The 16966-nt window shown below is 61.2% G+C and carries 17 protein-coding genes; 10 read left to right on the forward strand and 7 right to left on the reverse strand.

Annotated features, from left to right (window positions below; translation table 11 throughout):
- Positions 1 to 3 precede the first annotated feature (3 nt).
- Positions 4 to 1005 (reverse strand): LacI family DNA-binding transcriptional regulator, encoded by a 1002-nt coding sequence (locus CRO23_RS02090; protein ID WP_033639262.1) that lies wholly within the window; start codon positions 1003 to 1005, stop codon positions 4 to 6.
- Positions 1006 to 1029: 24 nt separating this feature from the next.
- Positions 1030 to 2412, reverse strand: a complete 1383-nt coding sequence (locus tag CRO23_RS02095) for an MFS transporter (RefSeq protein ID WP_097101313.1) — start codon at positions 2410 to 2412, stop codon at positions 1030 to 1032.
- 392 nt (positions 2413 to 2804) lie between these two features.
- On the opposite strand from CRO23_RS02095, the gene ubiC reads away from it, so the two are divergent.
- Both ubiC and ubiA read left to right on the forward strand, forming a co-directional pair.
- Positions 2805 to 3320, forward strand: a complete 516-nt coding sequence (gene ubiC / locus CRO23_RS02100; protein ID WP_015379228.1) for a chorismate lyase — start codon at positions 2805 to 2807, stop codon at positions 3318 to 3320.
- A gap of 17 nt (positions 3321 to 3337) precedes the next feature.
- A complete protein-coding gene (gene ubiA, locus CRO23_RS02105; protein ID WP_028127548.1) occupies positions 3338 to 4210 on the forward strand; it encodes a 4-hydroxybenzoate octaprenyltransferase in 873 nt (290 codons plus the stop codon).
- Positions 4211 to 4276: 66 nt separating this feature from the next.
- Here the strand turns inward: ubiA and plsB are convergent, their stop codons facing one another.
- The gene (plsB, locus tag CRO23_RS02110) at positions 4277 to 6742 is read right to left on the reverse strand and encodes a glycerol-3-phosphate 1-O-acyltransferase PlsB (RefSeq protein WP_028127547.1); all 2466 of its coding nucleotides are present in this window, start codon (positions 6740 to 6742) and stop codon (positions 4277 to 4279) included.
- 148 nt (positions 6743 to 6890) lie between these two features.
- On the opposite strand from plsB, the gene CRO23_RS02115 reads away from it, so the two are divergent.
- The 4 genes from CRO23_RS02115 (at position 6891) to CRO23_RS02130 (ending at position 9935) form a co-directional block, all read left to right on the forward strand.
- Positions 6891 to 7259, forward strand: a complete 369-nt coding sequence (locus tag CRO23_RS02115; RefSeq protein ID WP_016930276.1) for a diacylglycerol kinase — start codon at positions 6891 to 6893, stop codon at positions 7257 to 7259.
- Positions 7260 to 7361: 102 nt separating this feature from the next.
- Positions 7362 to 7970, forward strand: a complete 609-nt coding sequence (gene lexA, locus CRO23_RS02120) for a transcriptional repressor LexA (protein WP_004936736.1) — start codon at positions 7362 to 7364, stop codon at positions 7968 to 7970.
- Between the two features lie 103 nt (positions 7971 to 8073).
- A complete protein-coding gene (dinF, locus tag CRO23_RS02125; protein WP_016930275.1) occupies positions 8074 to 9411 on the forward strand; it encodes an MATE family efflux transporter DinF in 1338 nt (445 codons plus the stop codon).
- Between the two features lie 314 nt (positions 9412 to 9725).
- Positions 9726 to 9935: a CsbD family protein gene (locus tag CRO23_RS02130; RefSeq protein ID WP_004936743.1), complete on the forward strand. Its 210-nt coding sequence runs from the start codon at positions 9726 to 9728 to the stop codon at positions 9933 to 9935.
- Between the two features lie 101 nt (positions 9936 to 10036).
- On the opposite strand, the gene zur is transcribed toward CRO23_RS02130, so the two are convergent.
- On the reverse strand, positions 10037 to 10549 hold the full coding sequence (gene zur / locus CRO23_RS02135) for a zinc uptake transcriptional repressor Zur (protein ID WP_015379223.1): 513 nt from the start codon (positions 10547 to 10549) through the stop codon (positions 10037 to 10039).
- A 245-nt stretch (positions 10550 to 10794) separates the two neighbouring features.
- Between zur and CRO23_RS02140 the strand changes: the two genes are divergently transcribed.
- Complete coding sequence (locus CRO23_RS02140) at positions 10795 to 11367, forward strand: sugar O-acetyltransferase (RefSeq protein ID WP_033639268.1); 573 nt, start codon at positions 10795 to 10797, stop codon at positions 11365 to 11367.
- Between the two features lie 30 nt (positions 11368 to 11397).
- On the opposite strand, the gene CRO23_RS02145 is transcribed toward CRO23_RS02140, so the two are convergent.
- Together CRO23_RS02145 and CRO23_RS02150 are read right to left on the reverse strand one after the other, a co-directional pair.
- The gene (locus tag CRO23_RS02145; RefSeq protein WP_049299929.1) at positions 11398 to 11943 is read right to left on the reverse strand and encodes an RNA polymerase sigma factor; all 546 of its coding nucleotides are present in this window, start codon (positions 11941 to 11943) and stop codon (positions 11398 to 11400) included.
- 18 nt (positions 11944 to 11961) lie between these two features.
- Positions 11962 to 12495: a tetratricopeptide repeat protein gene (locus tag CRO23_RS02150; RefSeq protein WP_016930272.1), complete on the reverse strand. Its 534-nt coding sequence runs from the start codon at positions 12493 to 12495 to the stop codon at positions 11962 to 11964.
- A gap of 202 nt (positions 12496 to 12697) precedes the next feature.
- On the opposite strand from CRO23_RS02150, the gene dusA reads away from it, so the two are divergent.
- Together dusA and pspG are read left to right on the forward strand one after the other, a co-directional pair.
- Positions 12698 to 13708, forward strand: a complete 1011-nt coding sequence (dusA, locus tag CRO23_RS02155) for a tRNA dihydrouridine(20/20a) synthase DusA (protein ID WP_016930271.1) — start codon at positions 12698 to 12700, stop codon at positions 13706 to 13708.
- 157 nt (positions 13709 to 13865) lie between these two features.
- A complete protein-coding gene (pspG, locus tag CRO23_RS02160) occupies positions 13866 to 14084 on the forward strand; it encodes an envelope stress response protein PspG (protein ID WP_016930270.1) in 219 nt (72 codons plus the stop codon).
- Positions 14085 to 14384: 300 nt separating this feature from the next.
- Here pspG and CRO23_RS02165 read toward each other — a convergent pair whose 3' ends face one another.
- Positions 14385 to 15368 carry a quinone oxidoreductase gene (locus tag CRO23_RS02165; RefSeq protein ID WP_049299928.1) on the reverse strand — a complete coding sequence of 328 codons (984 nt, stop codon included), beginning with the start codon at positions 15366 to 15368 and terminating at the stop codon, positions 14385 to 14387.
- 173 nt (positions 15369 to 15541) lie between these two features.
- On the opposite strand from CRO23_RS02165, the gene dnaB reads away from it, so the two are divergent.
- The gene (gene dnaB / locus CRO23_RS02170) at positions 15542 to 16966 is read left to right on the forward strand and encodes a replicative DNA helicase (RefSeq protein ID WP_025160134.1); all 1425 of its coding nucleotides are present in this window, start codon (positions 15542 to 15544) and stop codon (positions 16964 to 16966) included.

Here is a 16966-nt window from a genome sequence, read left to right on the forward strand (position 1 = left end):
CCGCTAACAGCCGCATGAATGGCGGATGCGCAGTTGAAAAGCGAATTCATGCAGCTCGGCGGGCGCGGCGCCGGCGGCCAGCATGGCGATGGCCCGCTTGGCCATGGCGTCGATCGGCTGCTCGACCGCGCTGAGCGGCGGCACGCTGAATTCGGATTGCTGCGTGCCGTTAAAACAGATCAGCGCCAGATCGTCCGGCGCGCGCAGCCCATGTTCCGCCAGCGCCGACAGGCAGCCGAGCGCCTGCTGCTCGTTGGAGGTGAAAACGGCGCGTGGGCGCGGGCCTTGCACCATGCGCTGGGTGGCCTGGTAGCCGCCCTGGCGGGTGTAGGGGACCTCGAAAATCCACTCGTCGCGCGGCGCGATGCCCGCCTCCAGCAGCGCATCGCGCCAGCCGTTCAGGCGATCCTGCGCGTTGAGCATGGTTAGCGGGCCGATAAAAATGCCGATGTCGCGATAGCCATGCTGCAGCAGATGGCGGGTCGCCTGGCAGGCGGCGTCGCGCTCGTCGACGCGGATGGCGCAGACCCCGGCCTGGCTGTCGATGGTATCTATCATCACGCAGGGCGTGCCGGAGGCGCGGATCAGCTCGAACCACGGATGGCGATCGACGCTGGTGTACAGCAGGCCGTCGACCTGGCGGCGCAGCAGGTTGTTGATCAGCTCATACTCGCGCTGCCGGTCGTCGCCGGCGTCGCCCAGCAGCAGCACGCGGCCGCGGCTGAAGGCCTCTTGCTGCAGCGCCCGCGCCAGCGTGGCGAAGAACGGATTGGAAATATCCGGCACCACCAGCCCATAGGTTTGCGTGCTGCCGGAGGCCAATGCCCGCGCGATGTCGTTCGGCCGGTAGCCGGTCTGCTCGATCGCCGCCAGCACGCGCAGCCGGGTGGCTTCCGCCACCGGGCGCGGGCCGTTGTTGATCACGTAGCTGACCACGGCGACGGAGGTGCCCGCTATGCGAGCCACGTCGGCGCGGGTAACGCGGCGCGCGGAGTGATTATCCAAATTGAGGTCCTGTTCGCCTTCCCGCTACGCGGCATCCTGCGGCAGGTTGAGATCGCGGCCGCGGGTTTCGGGAGCAAAGAAGGTGGTGATTAAGCCGATGGCCGCCATTACAACAAAATAGCAGGCGACAGGCCACCAGTGACCGAAACCGGACAGCAGCGCGGTGGCGATCAGCGGCGCGGTGCCGCCGGAGAGGATCGACCCAAGCTCCTTGGCGAACGCCATTTTGGAGTAGCGGTTCTTCACGCCGAACAGTTCGACGCCATAGGCCGCCTGTACGCCGAAGATCCCCAGCGATGCGATGCACATGCCGACCACGATCACCGAGATGACGATCGCCGGCTCACGGCTGTCGAGCAGCCAGAACGCCGGGAAAGCGTACAGCACCAGCAGCAGGCAGAACCACCGGTAGGTGATGCGGCGGCCGAAGCGATCGGAGAGCCAGCCGGCCAGCGGGATCACCAGAAAACCGCACAGTGAGGCGATCAGCACCGCCAGCGCCGGCACTGATTTATCGACCATCAGCACCTTGGCGACATAGCCGACGATAAAGCCCTGGCACAGGTAGGAGGGGCCGTTTTCGCCGATGCGCAGGCCGAGCATCACCCAGAACGCCTTGGTGCGTTGCAGGTAGCTGCGTGAGTCCGGCGCGGCCTGGGCGGCGTCCAGCATGCGCTGGTGGTTTTGCTGCAGCTCGCGTTCGAACACTGGCGTTTCCCGCACGTGGCGGCGCAGGTACAGCGCCGCGCCGGCGATCAGAATGCTGGCGAGGAACGGAATGCGCCAGCCCCAGCTCATCAGATCTTCCTTGTCGAGCTGCAGCACCAGCAGCCATACCAGCGACGCCAGCAGGGTGCCGCTGTTGGAGCCGATGGCGATGATCGACGCGACCAGCCCGCGCCGCTTGGCCGGCGCGTATTCCGCCAGCATCACCGCCCCGCCGGACAGCTCCGCACCGGCGCCGAACCCCTGCACGAAGCGCAGGATCACCAGGCAGGCGGGCGCCCAGACGCCGATTTGCGCATAGGACGGGATCAGACCGATCAATGTGGTGGAGAGGCCCATCAGCGCCACGGTGGTGATCAGCACCACGCGGCGGCCTTTGCGGTCGCCGATCCAGCCGAACACCAGCGCGCCGATCGGCCGCGCGACGAAGCCGACGGAGTAGGTGGCGAAACTGGCCAGCAGCGCCACCAGCGGCGTGGCTTCGGGGAAGAACACGTCGCCGAACACCATGCCGGCCGCCAGGCCGTACAGCGCGAAGTCGACGTATTCCATGGCGGTGCCGAGCCAACAGGAGAAGGTGGCGCGCCAAAATTGGCTGCGCCCCTCTTTGGTTGCCAGGCGTTCATCGGCCGCCAGCGCGGCGTCGGCGGTCTGTGAAGGGGCAAGCGTTGTTTCGCTCATGGCAGTGCTATCCTCTTTTGTTCTGCGCCTGGAGGGGCGCGGTTAAAGATGGTTTCCCTGGTGCCGGCAACAAAGGTGTGCCGACAAATCATGTCGGACGCATGGCGATTCAACGCTGCCGTATCAGGGTATCTACGCGCGTAGATAACACAACGCGAGGAAGCTGAAACTTTGCGGGCGATCACAGAATCGTCAGCGCGCCGGGAAATGAAGATAGAGAATGCGGATGGCAAAAAGATGACAGAACCCCGGTTTTTCCGGCCGACAGACCTGCCGTTTTCGCCACGAATCAGCCTGCCGCTTTCGCATTTCTGCGCTACAATGGGGGCCTGTTAACAGTTTGTATCGTCTGGCGCGCCGTACCGGCTGCGGTTCAGGCGAGGAGTAAAGCAATGTCTGGCATCAGGGATTCCATCCTGCCGCCGCTGGAGTGGTTATCCGAACAGGATCCTCCGGCGCCCGCCGCCGTCAGCGACTGGCTGATGGAGTTAGGCTCCATGACCCGCCGATTTGAACGCCATTGCGCCCAGGTGCGCGTTGAACCGCAGCGCGAATGCTTCGTCACGCGCGAGGCGCTGGGCGACGAGGCGAACCACCTGCCCGACAGCCCGCGCTACTGGCTGCGCGAAGTGGTGCTGCTGGGCGACGGCCAGCCCTGGCTGCTGGGGCGCACGGTGATCCCGGAACATACGCTGACCGGACCCGACCAGGCGCTGGTGGATCTGGGCACGCTGCCGCTGGGGCGCTATTTGTTCAGCAGCGGCGATCTAACCCGCGACTATATCCATATCGGCCGACAGGACGCGCTGTGGGCGCGTCGTTCACGGCTGCGGCTGGCGGGCAAACCGCTGCTGCTGACTGAACTGTTTTTACCGGCTTCACCGCTGTATTCAGCGGTTCCTGCATAAGAGAGGAGAACAAGACGTTGGAGGGAAGCGTGACTCAAAGTAAATGGCGGGCTTACAGCCATTTGATGCGCATTGATAAACCGATCGGCACGCTGTTGCTGTTGTGGCCGACGCTGTGGGCGCTGTGGCTGGCCGGGAAAGGCGTGCCGCCGCTGTCGATTCTGGTGGTGTTCGTGCTCGGCGTGTTCCTGATGCGCGCCGCCGGCTGCGTGGTGAATGACTACGCCGATCGCGCGGTGGACGGCTACGTAAAGCGCACCGCCGGGCGGCCGATGCCGAGCGGCCGGGTGAGCGCGAAAGAGGCCAAAGTGCTGTTCGTGGTGCTGGTGCTGATTTCGTTCTGCCTGGTGTTGACGCTGAATGCGATGACCATCTGGCTGTCACTGGCGGCGCTGGCGCTGGCCTGGGTGTATCCGTTTATGAAGCGGGTGACCAACCTGCCGCAGTTCGTACTGGGCGCCGCGTTCGGCTGGGGCATTCCGATGGGCTATGCGGCGGTCAGCGAATCGTTGCCGCTCAGCTGCTGGCTGTTGCTGCTGGCGAACATCTGCTGGACGGTAGCCTATGACACGCTGTATGCGATGGTCGATCGCGACGATGATCTGAAAATCGGCATCAAGTCCACCGCCATCCTGTTCGGGCGTTATGACAAGCTGATCGTCGGGCTGTTGCAGTTCGCGACGTTGTTGCTGCTGGCGTGGGTTGGTTATCTGGCGCAGCTCGGCGGCGCGTTTTACTGGTCGCTGTTGCTGGCGGGCGCGCTGTTCATTCACCAGCAGAAGCAGATCGCCGGGCGCGAGCGCGAAGCCTGCTTCAAGGCCTTCCTGCAGAACAACTATGTCGGGCTGGTGGTGTTTATCGGCATCGCGCTGAGCTATCTGCCGGCGTAACGGTTTCCTGCAGCAAGAAAAAAGGCACCCCAAGGGGTGCCTTTTGTGTTTTCGCGCCGGGCGAAATCACTCGTCTTTCTCTTCTTCCGCATCGGTTTGCGGCAGAGCGTTAGTCTCTTCCGGCATGTTGACGCTTTCGATGGTCAGCTTGATTTCCGGCGTGATCAGATCGCTCAGCATGCTGTACACCTCGAGGGTGTGTTCGCGGATCGCATCGCCGCTGTCGTTGATGTAGCCTTCTTCACGCAGCGTCGCCACCAGGGTGGAGAACACCGCCTTGTCGAAGAACTCCGGCGCGTTGATGCCGTGCAGCACCGACAGACGCTGCGCCATGATGCGGCTCTCTTTTTCCAGCGCGCCGCGGTTGATGCTCGGGTTGGCGCTGAGGATCGACATGGTGATGGCGTAGCGTTGCAGGGTTTCGCGCACCCCGGCGGCCAGCAGCTGCAGCGGGCGAATGCGCGCCGGGTTGAGCACCAGATCGTCGCCTTTGTCGCAGATCAACTGTTGACGGATCAGCTCGTCGATCATCGGCCGCAGCACGTCCGGCAGCTGTTCCTTGTCGTTATGCAGGAACAGCTCGGCTTTCAGCATCGGGTAGATCATGCCGATCTGGCGCAGCAGCTCGGCGCGCGATACCCGGCGGTGATGCATCACGATGCTGGCGATCAGCGACGGCAACACCAGCAGGTGGTGGATGTTGTTGCGGTAATAGGTCATCAGCACCGCCTGTTCGCGCGGCAGAATGATGATGTCGCCGATGTTGTCCTTTTCCACCTCGAACTTGTTCATGTTCAGCGCGTGATCCAGCAGCTCGTCCGGCGTTTGCGTCGGTACGGTGACGTCATGCGCGTAAGGCGCGTTGCGCATCAGCTGCAGGTAGCACTCGAGCTGTTCGACCAGCTGTTCGCGGGTCAGCGAACGCTGACGCGAGGCCAGCAGCGCGGTGGAACACAGGTTCATGGCGTTGGCCGCGGCGGCATTGTTGATGCGCACCATGATCTGGCCGGCCAGATCGTTGACCGTCGGCGTCAGCCAGCTTGGACGCTGAGCTTCGATCGGATCGATCGACTCGCGCCACTGCGGCACGTTCTGGTTGAGGTAAGCTGTTAACGGCAGCGGTTCGCCGAAGTTGACGTAACCCTGACCCAGGTTGCGCAGCTTGCGCAGGCCGCGCAGCATCTGCGGCAGGCTCTCTTTTTCCTTGGTGGCGCCGCGCAGCTCTTTGGCGTAGGTACCCACTTCCATCACGTGCTCGTAACCGATGTAAATCGGCACCAGCGTGATCGGACGGGTGCCGCCGCGCAGCATCGCCTGAATGGTCATCGACAGGGTGCCGGTCTTCGGCTCCAGCAGGCGCCCGGTGCGGGAACGGCCGCCTTCCACGAAGTATTCCACCGAGTAACCGCGGGTGAACAGCTCGCCGAGGTATTCGCGGAACACCGTCGAGTACAGCTTGTTGCCCTTGAAGGTGCGGCGGATGAAGAACGCGCCCAGGCGGCGGAAGATCGGGCCGGCCGGCCAGAAGTTGAGGTTGATGCCCGCAGCGATGTGCGGCGGCACCAGGCCCTGGTGATACAGCACGTAGGACAGCAGCAGATAGTCCATGTGGCTGCGGTGGCAGGGCACGTAGACGATCTCGTGGCCGTCCTGCGCCAGCTGGCGCACGCGCTCGGCGTTGGTGACGTTGATGCCCTGATACAACCGGTTCCAGGTCCAGCTCAGCACGCGGTCGGACAGACGCACGGTTTCGTAGGAGAAGTCGGCGGCGATCTCTTCCATCAGCGCGATGGCGTTCTGCTGGGCCTTCTCGTGCGAGATCTTCTTGCTGCGCGCTTCGTCCTCGACCGCTTTTTCGATCGCTTTGGACGCCAACAGCTTGTTGAACAGATCCTGACGGGCCGGCAGGCTTGGGCCCACCGCGGCCAGGCGCTGACGCGAGAAGTGCATGCGCGCCACGCGCGCCAGTTTCTGCGCGATGGTTTTATCCGTGCCGTGTTCGGTCGCCATACGGCGCAGCGACACGGTGTTGGAGAAACGCACGAAGCTGTCGCGGCCGAGCCACAGCACGGCGAAGAACTTCTGCACGCCGTTCAACAGACGCAGGTGCGGCGTGCCGTGGCCTTCGCGGCCCGGCGAGCGGCCGAACATGACCGAAACCGGCAGCATCTGAATGTCGAGATCCGGGTTGCTGCGATGCAGATCCAGATAGTCGTGGAACAGCTTTACCGACTCTTCTTTCGGGGTGTAGTAGCGGAACACGCGCGGGCCGTCGTGAATGAACACGTAGCTCGGCAGCACGGTGCCGTCGATCTCCAGCGAGTTGAGCGGATCGGGCAGATCCTGCGCCAGGCACTGGGTGCGCAGCGTCAGCAAATCCGCCTTGGAATTGTAAGGTAAAACATACAAAATCGGCCGTGAGGGATCCAACCCTAGCTCGGTAACCGGATCTGAAGGGATGACCTTACTTCTTACCAACAATTTAAGTGGTAAATTCAATATTTTATAATAAATTTTACGCCAACCTGACATAACAACGTGAAGCCTCTTGTTAGCAATGCGCCGCAAGCATACCAGAAACCGGGTAGCAGATCTGTGGTGTTCGAAAACCGAGAGCCGTCAGCGCCGACTGTTCTAGACTCTTTTTATTATGACCGACCTCTGAGAAAGGCACGAAAACATGGCAAACCAAGCAACCGGACTGACCCGCATCATCAAGGCCGCCGGCTATTCCTATAAAGGGCTATCCGCCGCCTGGCAGCACGAAGCGGCTTTCCGCCAGGAACTGGTGGTCACCCTTCTGGCTATCATACTGGCTGTCTGGCTGGATGTGGGTGCGATAGCGCGCATTTTATTGATCGGATCGGTAGCGCTGGTGATGATCGTCGAGATCCTGAACAGCGCGATCGAGGCGGTGGTGGATCGCATCGGCAGCGAACATCACGAGCTGTCCGGGCGGGCCAAGGACATGGGATCGGCGGCGGTGTCGCTGGCGATCGCGCTGGCGCTGTTCGTTTGGGGCACGGTCTTATGGCAGCATTTCGGCTGACGAAAAGCGCCTACTGACTGATTTTTATTTATTCTTCGGTTCCCAATCCGCGCTTACCTGTATATACTCACAGCAAGACTGTATAAACAAACAGGGGGCGGAATGAAAGCACTAACTACCAGACAGCAAGAGGTCTACGATCTGATTCGCGAGCACATTTCGCAAACGGGCATGCCGCCAACGCGTGCCGAGATCGCGATGCGTCTGGGGTTCCGTTCGCCTAACGCCGCCGAAGAACACCTGAAGGCGCTGGCACGCAAAGGCGTGATCGAAATCGTCTCCGGTGCCTCGCGCGGTATCCGTCTGCTGATGGAAGAAGAAGAAGGGCTGCCGCTGATCGGCCGCGTCGCCGCCGGCGAGCCGCTGCTGGCGCAGCAGCACATCGAAGGGCACTACCAGGTGGATCCTTCCCTGTTTAAACCGAGCGCCGATTTCCTGCTGCGGGTGAACGGCATGTCGATGCGCGACATCGGCATTCTGGACGGCGATCTGCTGGCGGTGCACAAAACGCAAGACGTGCGCAACGGCCAGGTCGTGGTTGCGCGCATCGAAGACGAAGTGACGGTCAAGCGCTTGAAAAAGCACGGCAACGTGGTTGAACTGCTGCCGGAGAACAACGAATTCCAACCGATAGTGGTCGATCTGCGTCAGCAGAATTTCACTATCGAAGGGCTGGCGGTCGGCGTGATCCGCAACGGCGACTGGATTTAATCGCCGGCCCATCACCGCCGCTCCCTGTATCAATCGCCCCTGTTTTGGGGCGTTTTTGTTTCTGACTTCGCCCTTTGTCACTCAGTCACAGGAACATCCCATCATGCGCCTGATTTCCGCCTTCACCAGCGACACCGATAAAGCCCTGTGGCGTCTCGCCCTGCCGATGATCTTCTCCAATATTACCGTGCCGCTGCTCGGGCTGGTGGACACCGCGGTGATAGGCCACCTCGACAGCCCGATCTACCTGGGGGGCGTGGCGATCGGCGCGGTGGCGACCAGCTTCCTCTTCATGCTGCTGTTATTCCTGCGCATGAGCACCACCGGCCTCGCGGCGCAAGCGCTGGGGGCACAGAACCCGCAAGCGCTGGCGCGCGCCTTTATGCAACCGCTGCTGCTGGCGCTGTTGGCCGGGGGGGCGATCGTCCTGTTGCGCTACCCGCTGATCGAACTGGCGCTGCGGATCGTCGGCGGCGATGGCGAGGTGCTGGAACAGGCGCGGCGTTTTCTTGAGATCCGCTGGTTAAGCGCCCCGGCGGCGCTGGCTAACCTGGTGCTGCTGGGCTGGCTGCTCGGCGTGCAGTACGTGCGGGCGCCGGTGATCCTGCTGATCGTCGGCAACCTGCTGAACATCGTGCTGGATATCTGGCTGGTGATGGGCCTGGGCTGGAACGTGCGGGGGGCGGCGGCGGCAACCGCCATCGCCGAATACGCTACGCTGCTGCTCGGCCTGTGGTTGGCGTGGCGGGTGATGCGCCTGCGCGGTATTACCCTGCAGATGCTGCGCCAGGCCTGGCGTGGCGATCTGCGTCGCCTGCTGGCGCTCAACCGCGACATCATGCTGCGTTCACTGTTGCTGCAACTGTGCTTTGCGTCGTTGACCATTTTCGGCGCTCGCCTGGGAAGCGAGGTGGTGGCGGTCAATGCGGTATTGATGAATCTGCTGACGTTCACCGCCTATGCGCTCGACGGTTTTGCTTATGCGGTGGAGGCTCATTCGGGCCACGCCTACGGCGCCCGGGACGACAGCCAACTGCGCAAGGTGTGGCACGCGGCCTGCAGGCAGGCAGGGCTGGTCGCGTTGGCCTTCGGCCTGGCGTATGCCGTTACCGGCCAGCAGATCGTGGCGGCATTGACCTCTTTGCCGGAACTGCGTGCGTTGGCCGCCCATTATTTACCCTGGCAGGTCATTCTGCCGCTGGTCGGGGTGTGGTGCTATTTGCTGGACGGCATGTTTATCGGCGCCACGCGCGGCGCTGAGATGCGTAACAGCATGGCGGTGGCCGCTGCGGGATACGGTCTGGCGCTGTTCAGCGTGCCGCTGCTAGGCAACCACGGGCTCTGGCTGGCGCTGGCGGTGTTTCTGGCGCTGCGCGGCCTGGCGTTGGGCTGGATTTGGCACCGTCATCAGGTGCGCGGCAGTTGGTTTGCTGCACGCTAGGTCGAACGCTTTGTTGGGTTATTTATTAATTTATCTTATGTTTTGCTCATATTTGCTTACATGTTTTTAGTCCAGATTCGTTCGCGTTAGCTCGTTGTTTGTTGGCGTTTTTTGTTTTTATTGTGTTTTTTAATGGTTTTTTGTTCTGCAAATTAGCTTTTTTATTTCCATGTTTAACTAGAATGAATCATGTGGCTGGCAAATGAAGGGGAGCGTTGCTTCTTAAGGTGAAGGGAGCATCGGCCAGAAAAGTTTCTGGTTAACCCCGGCCGGCGACAGGGATCACTGATTCACCACAGGTTAACGGAGAGACTATGAATAAAGATCAAGCCGACGGTAACTGGAAGCAGCTGAAAGGCAAAGTGAAAGAGAAATGGGGCAAGCTGACCGATGACGATCTGACGGTCATCGAAGGGAAACGCGAACAGCTGGTCGGCAAAATCCAGGAGCGCTACGGTTACCAGAAAGAGGCGGCCGAAAAAGAGGTGAAAGCCTGGGAAGATCACACCAAACACCGCTGGTAATCTGCAGGGCCGCCATTGAAGGCGGCTTGCACAGCGCAGGCCGGCGTCGCTCCATCCTCTGGCGCTCCGGCCGCAGGTACAGGGAGGTACCTGATTTTGTCTTACTTCTTCTTGATGGCGATGCTGTGATCGTGTTCGGCGCAGTCATGCTTGCTGTCGCAAGCTTCAACTTCCACGCAGCCGGCGCACAGACCGTGCGCTTCCACTACGCTGTGCCGCAGCGCAAATCCGGCCTCCTGAGCCAGCTTTTGCAGCGTTTCCTCTACGCCTTCAGTGGTGCGTTCGGTCACCTGGCCGCAGCGGTCGCAGATAAACAGCGCGGACGTATGCATCGGCTGTTCGAAGTGGTGGCACAGCACGTAGCTGTTGGCGGACTCCACCCTATGGATAAACCCTTGCTCCAGCAGAAAATCCAGCGCGCGGTAGACCGTCGGCGGCTTGGCCTGCGGTTCGGCGACGCGCAGCAGATCGAGCAGGTCGTAAGCGCTGATTGCACCGGGTTGCTGAGTCATCAGACGCAGCACTTCCAGCCGTTGCGGCGTCAATCGCACATTGCGTTGCTGGCAGAGGCGTTCCGCCTGCGCCAGCAGCTTTTCCTGGGTGGTTGAGTTCATCGCAAATATCCCGGTACGTAAAAAAGCCGATTTTACCATGATTACGGCGAATCGCCGAGAGTTGCCCCCTTTTCCCCTGAGGATAGCGCAGAGAAAGGCGCGCTGAGCGCGCTAAAAGAGAGATGCATCACAACTTTTCCCCTCCGCCGGACGGCAAATCAACGTTGCCGGTTTTAGCGCTGGAGAGCGGGGGACGAGAGCGGTATAACGCGCTTCATCCGCGTGATAAGCAGGAGCCTTGTGTGATGACGGAAAGAGAGAAGCTGTTAAGCGGCCTGGAGTACAACAGCCGCGATGAAGAACTGATCGCCCTGTACCATCGAGCCAGGGCGTTGACCAAAAGCCTGGAGGCACTGGATTCGCATCAGGCGGACGAGAAAAATCGCCTGCTCGGCGAGCTGTTCGGCAGCTGGGGTGAGGCGAGCTGGATCGAAACGCCATTCTGGTGCGACTACGGGCAGCATGTCCGCATCGGCAAAAACTGTTTTATCAACGTCAATGCGGTGTTCCTCGACTGCAACACCATCACCATCGGCGACAACACGCTGATCGGCCCCAACGTGCAAATCTACACGCCGAGTCATCCGCTGAAGGCCGGTGAACGCTTTACCGGCGATCCGGCTTTTCCTTTCCGCACCTCGGCGCAGCCGGTGTCCATCGGCAGCAACGTGTGGATCGGCGGCAACGTGGTGATCCTGCCGGGAGTGACCATCGGCGATGGCACGACTATCGGCGCGGGCAGCATCGTCACCGGCGACATTCCGGCCAATGTGTTGGCGCTGGGGCAGCCGTGCCGGGTTATCCGCGCGTTGGAATAGGGCGCTGAATACGAATCGGCGGCCAGCGGTTTATCGGCGAGTGCGGGGCAAAGGGGGAGGAGGGGGCTTCTTATGGTGCGAATCGTCGTTTGGCAACTGGCGGTCATCGGCCAAGGCCTGACGTGCGGCCGCAAGGCGGCTCATGACGGTGCCGATTGGCACCGCCAGCACTTTCGCCGCTTCCCGGTAGGACAGCCCTTCGACATACACCAAAAACAGCGCGTTGCGCTGGGCCGCCGGCAGCCGGTTTACGCGCCGCATCACTTCATTGAGCCAGACTGGCTGTTCACCGTTGTCCGCATCGCCAAGCTCTTCCGCCGCCATGCAGCCTTGCCCCTGGCGAAGATGCTGGGCGCGAACTTCATTGAGCCAGATGGAGTGCAGGATGGAAAACAACCAGCGATCCAGGTGAGAACCGGGGGTGAATTGCGCGGCGCGTTCCAGCGCACGCACGCAGGTCGCCTGCACCAGATCGTCGGCGATATCCCGCCGGTGCGAAAGCACCAGCGCATAGCGCCATAGGCGGGAGAGATAGTGGCCGAGTTCATCGCGTATCGCATCGCCGCTGATAGTCACCTCCGCAGGCGCGTCGGATCAAGATTCCGGGTGGCGGTCGATGGCTGCCGCCAAATCACGGTACTCCTCGCACCCGGTGCCGCACAGCGACTGGATCACCTGCAGCTGTTGGCGAGCCAGGTCGGGCCGCCCTTTCAGCATATAGGCTTCCCCCAGGTACTCGCGCACTTTGGGGTATTTCGGATCGAGGGCGACTGATTTTAAATAATAGCCGATACCCTCATCGGTGCGGCCAAGTTTGCGCGTGGCGTAGCCGCGATAATTCAGTGCGACGGCGGTGTTGGGATTTTTCAGCGTGTTGAGCATATCGATCGCTTCCTGATAGCGGCCGCTTTTCGCCAGTGCATAGGCATAGTTAGTGCGGTCGGCGTCGTCGACTTTGCTGCTTTTATCCACCGTGCAGGTCTGGGTTTTACTGTCATAGACCTGGCCTTTCGGACAGGTCGGCGGGGTTTGGCTGCTGCCGTCGCCGCCCATCGCCAGCGCCCCGCCGGAAAACAGCAGGCAGCCGGCAATGGTCGATGCCAGCAGGCGTTTAATGAAGCTGTTCATGGTTGTGTCCTCAAGGCAGAGGCGCCGTGCGCGCCCGTAATGAGATAACACCTGAACGCGTGAATTTATTCGCCTTACTCCCGCTTATTTACGCCGCCGGCAAGGCGGTTTTCCCAACGGCGCCGATTGTCGTTATAATAGCCGTTTGCGGCCGCGCGCCGTTCGTTGAACCCAGACAGACTCAGGTAGCCAGTAACTCAGCATGACGAAAGACAACCACGCCCCAACCTACGCCGCCAATCGCTTCTCCATCGCGCCAATGCTCGACTGGACCGATCGTCATTGCCGTTACTTCCACCGCCTGCTGACCAAGGAAACGCTGCTGTACACCGAAATGGTGACCACCGGCGCGATCATACACGGCAAGGGTGACTACCTGGCCTACAGCGAAGAAGAGCATCCTGTGGCGCTGCAGCTGGGCGGCAGCGATCCGGTCGCGCTGGCGCACTGCGCCAAACTGGCGGAGCAGCGCGGTTATGACGAGATTAACCTCAACGTCGGCTGTCCGTCCGATCGCGTGCAAAATGGCATGTTCGGCGCCTGCCTGATGGGCCAGGCGACGCTGGTCGCCGACTGCATCAAGGCGATGCGCGACGTCGTATCGATACCGGTGACGGTGAAGACCCGCATCGGCATCGACGATCAGGACAGCTACGCCTTCCTGTGCGACTTTATCCAGACCGTCGCCGGGCGCGGCGAGTGCGACATGTTCACTATCCACGCTCGCAAAGCCTGGCTCTCCGGCCTCAGCCCGAAAGAGAACCGCGAAGTGCCGCCGCTGGACTACCCGCGCGTTTATCAGTTGAAGCGGGATTTCCCGGCGCTGACTATCGCCATCAACGGTGGAGTGAAAACGCTGGAAGAGGCGCAACAGCACCTGCAGCATCTGGACGGCGTGATGATGGGGCGCGAGGCGTACCAGAATCCGGGCATCCTGGCGCGGGTCGACAGCGAACTGTTCGGCGCGCAGACCGCGGTGCCGGACAGCGTGGCGATCGTCGAAGCGCTGTATCCGTATATTGAGCGCGAGCTGTCCAACGGCACCTATCTCGGCCACATCACCCGCCACATCCTCGGTTTGTTCCAGGGTGTGCCGGGCGCGCGCCAGTGGCGTCGCCACCTGAGCGAGAACGCCCACAAGCCGGGCGCCGATGCGCGGGTGGTGGAGCAGGCGCTGGCGTTGGTGCGTCAGCCGCGCGTCGAAATGGCGTAACCCACAAAAAGTTTGACCAACAGTTAGTCTTTTTCGCCAGGCATTCGGCGTATTGCCGGATGTCTGCCCCGTTTTTTCAATAGGTTAGCCCTTCCGCCATTCTGGCACGCTTCTTGTAATCCACTCTGCAGATACGTTGAGTTGCAAAGGAGCAATCATGTTGGAAATCTTCTTTCTCATTGGCTTTGTGGTGATGCTGATGGTGACCGGCATCTCGCTGCTGGGGATCTTCGCTGCGCTGTTGGCGGCGGCGGCGTTCATGCTGTTGGGCGGGTTGTTCGCGGTGGTGATTAAGCTGTTGCCGTGGTTGATTTTGGCGGTGGTTGGGGTATGGATTTACCGTTCGATGCAGAAACCCCAGATCCGGCGTTACTGATTTTTTGCCGAATAATCAGTCAGTCGCGATGAAACTTGCATAACTGCCCGCCACGCTAATGCGGCAGCGATCACAGCTTGGCAGTTTTACCCGGCGATGTGGCACATAAAGCGTGTTTTTTGCCGGACGGGGCTGCTAGGATGTTGGTCGATGCAGTGATGCGACCGATTTCATCACCGTGAGAGACAACCAAAATTCGTGTTGCTGAAGCAACCCCCGGTCTCTGGCGGACTCTGCTCTACCCCTACAAAACGCAGTAACAGAAAGGGCTCCGTAAGGAGCCCTTTTCTTTTGCCGCGATCAGGGGATCAGCAGACTGGAGCCACTGGTGCTGCGGCTTTCCAATACTTGGTGTGCCCGCTGGGCGTCGGCCAGCGCGAATTTCTGCTCGTCTTTCACTTCCACCCGAATGGCGCCGCTGCCGATCAGGGAGAACAGCTCGTTGCTGGCGTACTGCAGCTCGGCGCGGTTGGTGATGTAGCCGTTGAGGGAAGGGCGGGTGACGTACAGCGAGCCCTTCTGATTCAGCAGCGCCAGATCGACGCCGGTCACCGGGCCGGAGGCGTTGCCGAAGCTCACCATCAGGCCGCGCCGCTTCAGGCTGTTGAGCGAGGCCTGCCAGGTGCTTTGCCCCACCGAATCGTACACCACGCCGACCTTCTCGCCGTGCGTCAGCTCGGCCACCCGCTGGGCGATATCTTCTTTATGGTAGTTGATGGTGGCCCAGGCGCCGGCCTGCTTCGCCAGCGCGGCCTTCTCGTCGGAGCCGACGCTGCCGATCAGGCGCGCGCCCAGCGCTTTCGCCCATTGGCAGGCGATAAGGCCGACGCCGCCGGCGGCGGCATGGAACAGAAACACTTCACCCGGTTGCACGTCGTGGGTCTGGCGCAGTAGGTAGTGTACCGTCAGCCCTTTCAGGAAAGAGGCGGCGCCCTGTTCAAAGCTCAGGTTGTGCGGCAGCAGCGCCACTTTTTCTTCCGGCACGTTGTGGATCTCGCTGTAGGCGCCGAGCGCCGATTGCGCATACACCACCCGGTCACCCGGTTTGATCGCGCTGACGCCGGCGCCGACCTTGACCACCACGCCGGCCGCTTCGGTGCCGAGGCCGCTCGGCAGGCTCGCCGGCGCATACAGGCCGCTGCGTACATAGGTATCGATGTAGTTGATGCCGATCGCCTTGTTCTCGATCTGCACTTCGCCGGCAGCCGGATCGAGCGGTGTAAAATCAACGTATTGCAAGACTTCCGGCCCGCCGGTGGCGGAGAATTGAATGCGCTTGGCCATGTTCTACCCTCATTTGGTTATCTGAATTCACCCTATGCCTTTTGGCTGCGGAGATCTAGCCTGCCCGTGCGCCGGCCTGTGGCAATTATGCGGCGGAATCGTGCGGAAAAATCACGTATACTCTTGCGTCAGCAGCCTCACCCTCATTCGCAACCGGATAAAGACTACGTTTCATGGCAGGAAAAAAACCAACCAACAAAACAAACGCGGACGAAACCAGAGAGCGTTCCAGAGATCGTCAGATGGAAGGGCTGAAGATGCCGCCGCACTCGCTGGAGGCAGAACAGTCGGTGTTGGGCGGTTTGATGCTGGATAACGAGCGCTGGGACAACGTGGCGGAGCGCGTGGTCGCCAACGACTTCTTCAGCCGCCCGCACCGCCTGATCTTTACCGAGATGCAGCGTCTGCTGGAGATGAGCAAGCCGATCGACCTCATCACCCTGTCCGAATCGCTTGAGCAGAAGGGCGAGCTGGACTCGGTCGGCGGCTTCGCCTACCTGGCCGAGCTGTCGAAAAACACCCCGAGCGCCGCCAACATCGGCGCCTACGCGGACATCGTGCGCGAGCGCGCGGTGGTGCGCGAAATGATCTCGGTGGCTAACGAAATCGCCGACGCCGGCTACGATCCGCAGGGGCGCAGCAGCGAAGACCTGCTCGATCTGGCGGAATCCCGCGTGTTCCAAATCGCCGAGAACCGCGCCAGCAAAGACGAAGGCCCGAAGGGCATCGAGCGCATCCTGGAAGACACCGTGTCGCGCATCGAGCAGCTGTATCAGCAGCCGCACGACGGCGTGACCGGGGTTGATACCGGCTATCAGGACCTCAACAAGAAAACCGCGGGCATGCAAAAGTCCGATCTGATCATCGTCGCCGCCCGTCCTTCGATGGGGAAAACCACCTTCGCCATGAACCTGTGCGAAAACGCCGCGATGACCCAGGAAAAACCGGTGCTGATCTTCAGCCTGGAGATGCCTGGCGAGCAGATCATGATGCGTATGCTGGCGTCGCTGTCGCGCGTGGATCAGACGCGCATCCGTACCGGCCAGCTCGACGACGAGGACTGGGCGCGCATTTCCAGCACCATGGGCATCCTGCTGGAGAAGCGCAACATGTACATCGACGACTCCTCCGGCCTGACGCCGACCGAAGTGCGCTCGCGCGCGCGGCGTATTTTCCGCGAGCACGACGGGCTTAGCCTTATCATGATCGACTACCTGCAGTTGATGCGCGTGCCGGCCCTGTCCGACAACCGTACGCTGGAGATCGCCGAGATTTCGCGCTCGCTGAAGGCGCTGGCGAAAGAGCTGCAGGTGCCGGTGGTGGCGCTGTCGCAGCTGAACCGAAGCCTGGAGCAGCGCGCCGACAAACGCCCGGTCAACTCCGACTTGCGTGAATCCGGCTCTATCGAGCAGGATGCCGACCTGATTATGTTCATCTATCGTGATGAGGTGTATCACGAGAACAGCGATCTGAAAGGGATCGCGGAAATTATTATCGGTAAGCAGCGTAACGGCCCCATCGGCACCGTGCGCCTTACCTTTAACGGCCAGTGGTCGCGTTTCGACAACTACGCGGGGCCACAATACGATGACGAATAA

Origin of the sequence: Serratia sp. JKS296, assembly GCF_900215445.1 — a bacterium.
Taxonomy (GTDB): Bacteria; Pseudomonadota; Gammaproteobacteria; order Enterobacterales; family Enterobacteriaceae; genus Serratia; species Serratia marcescens.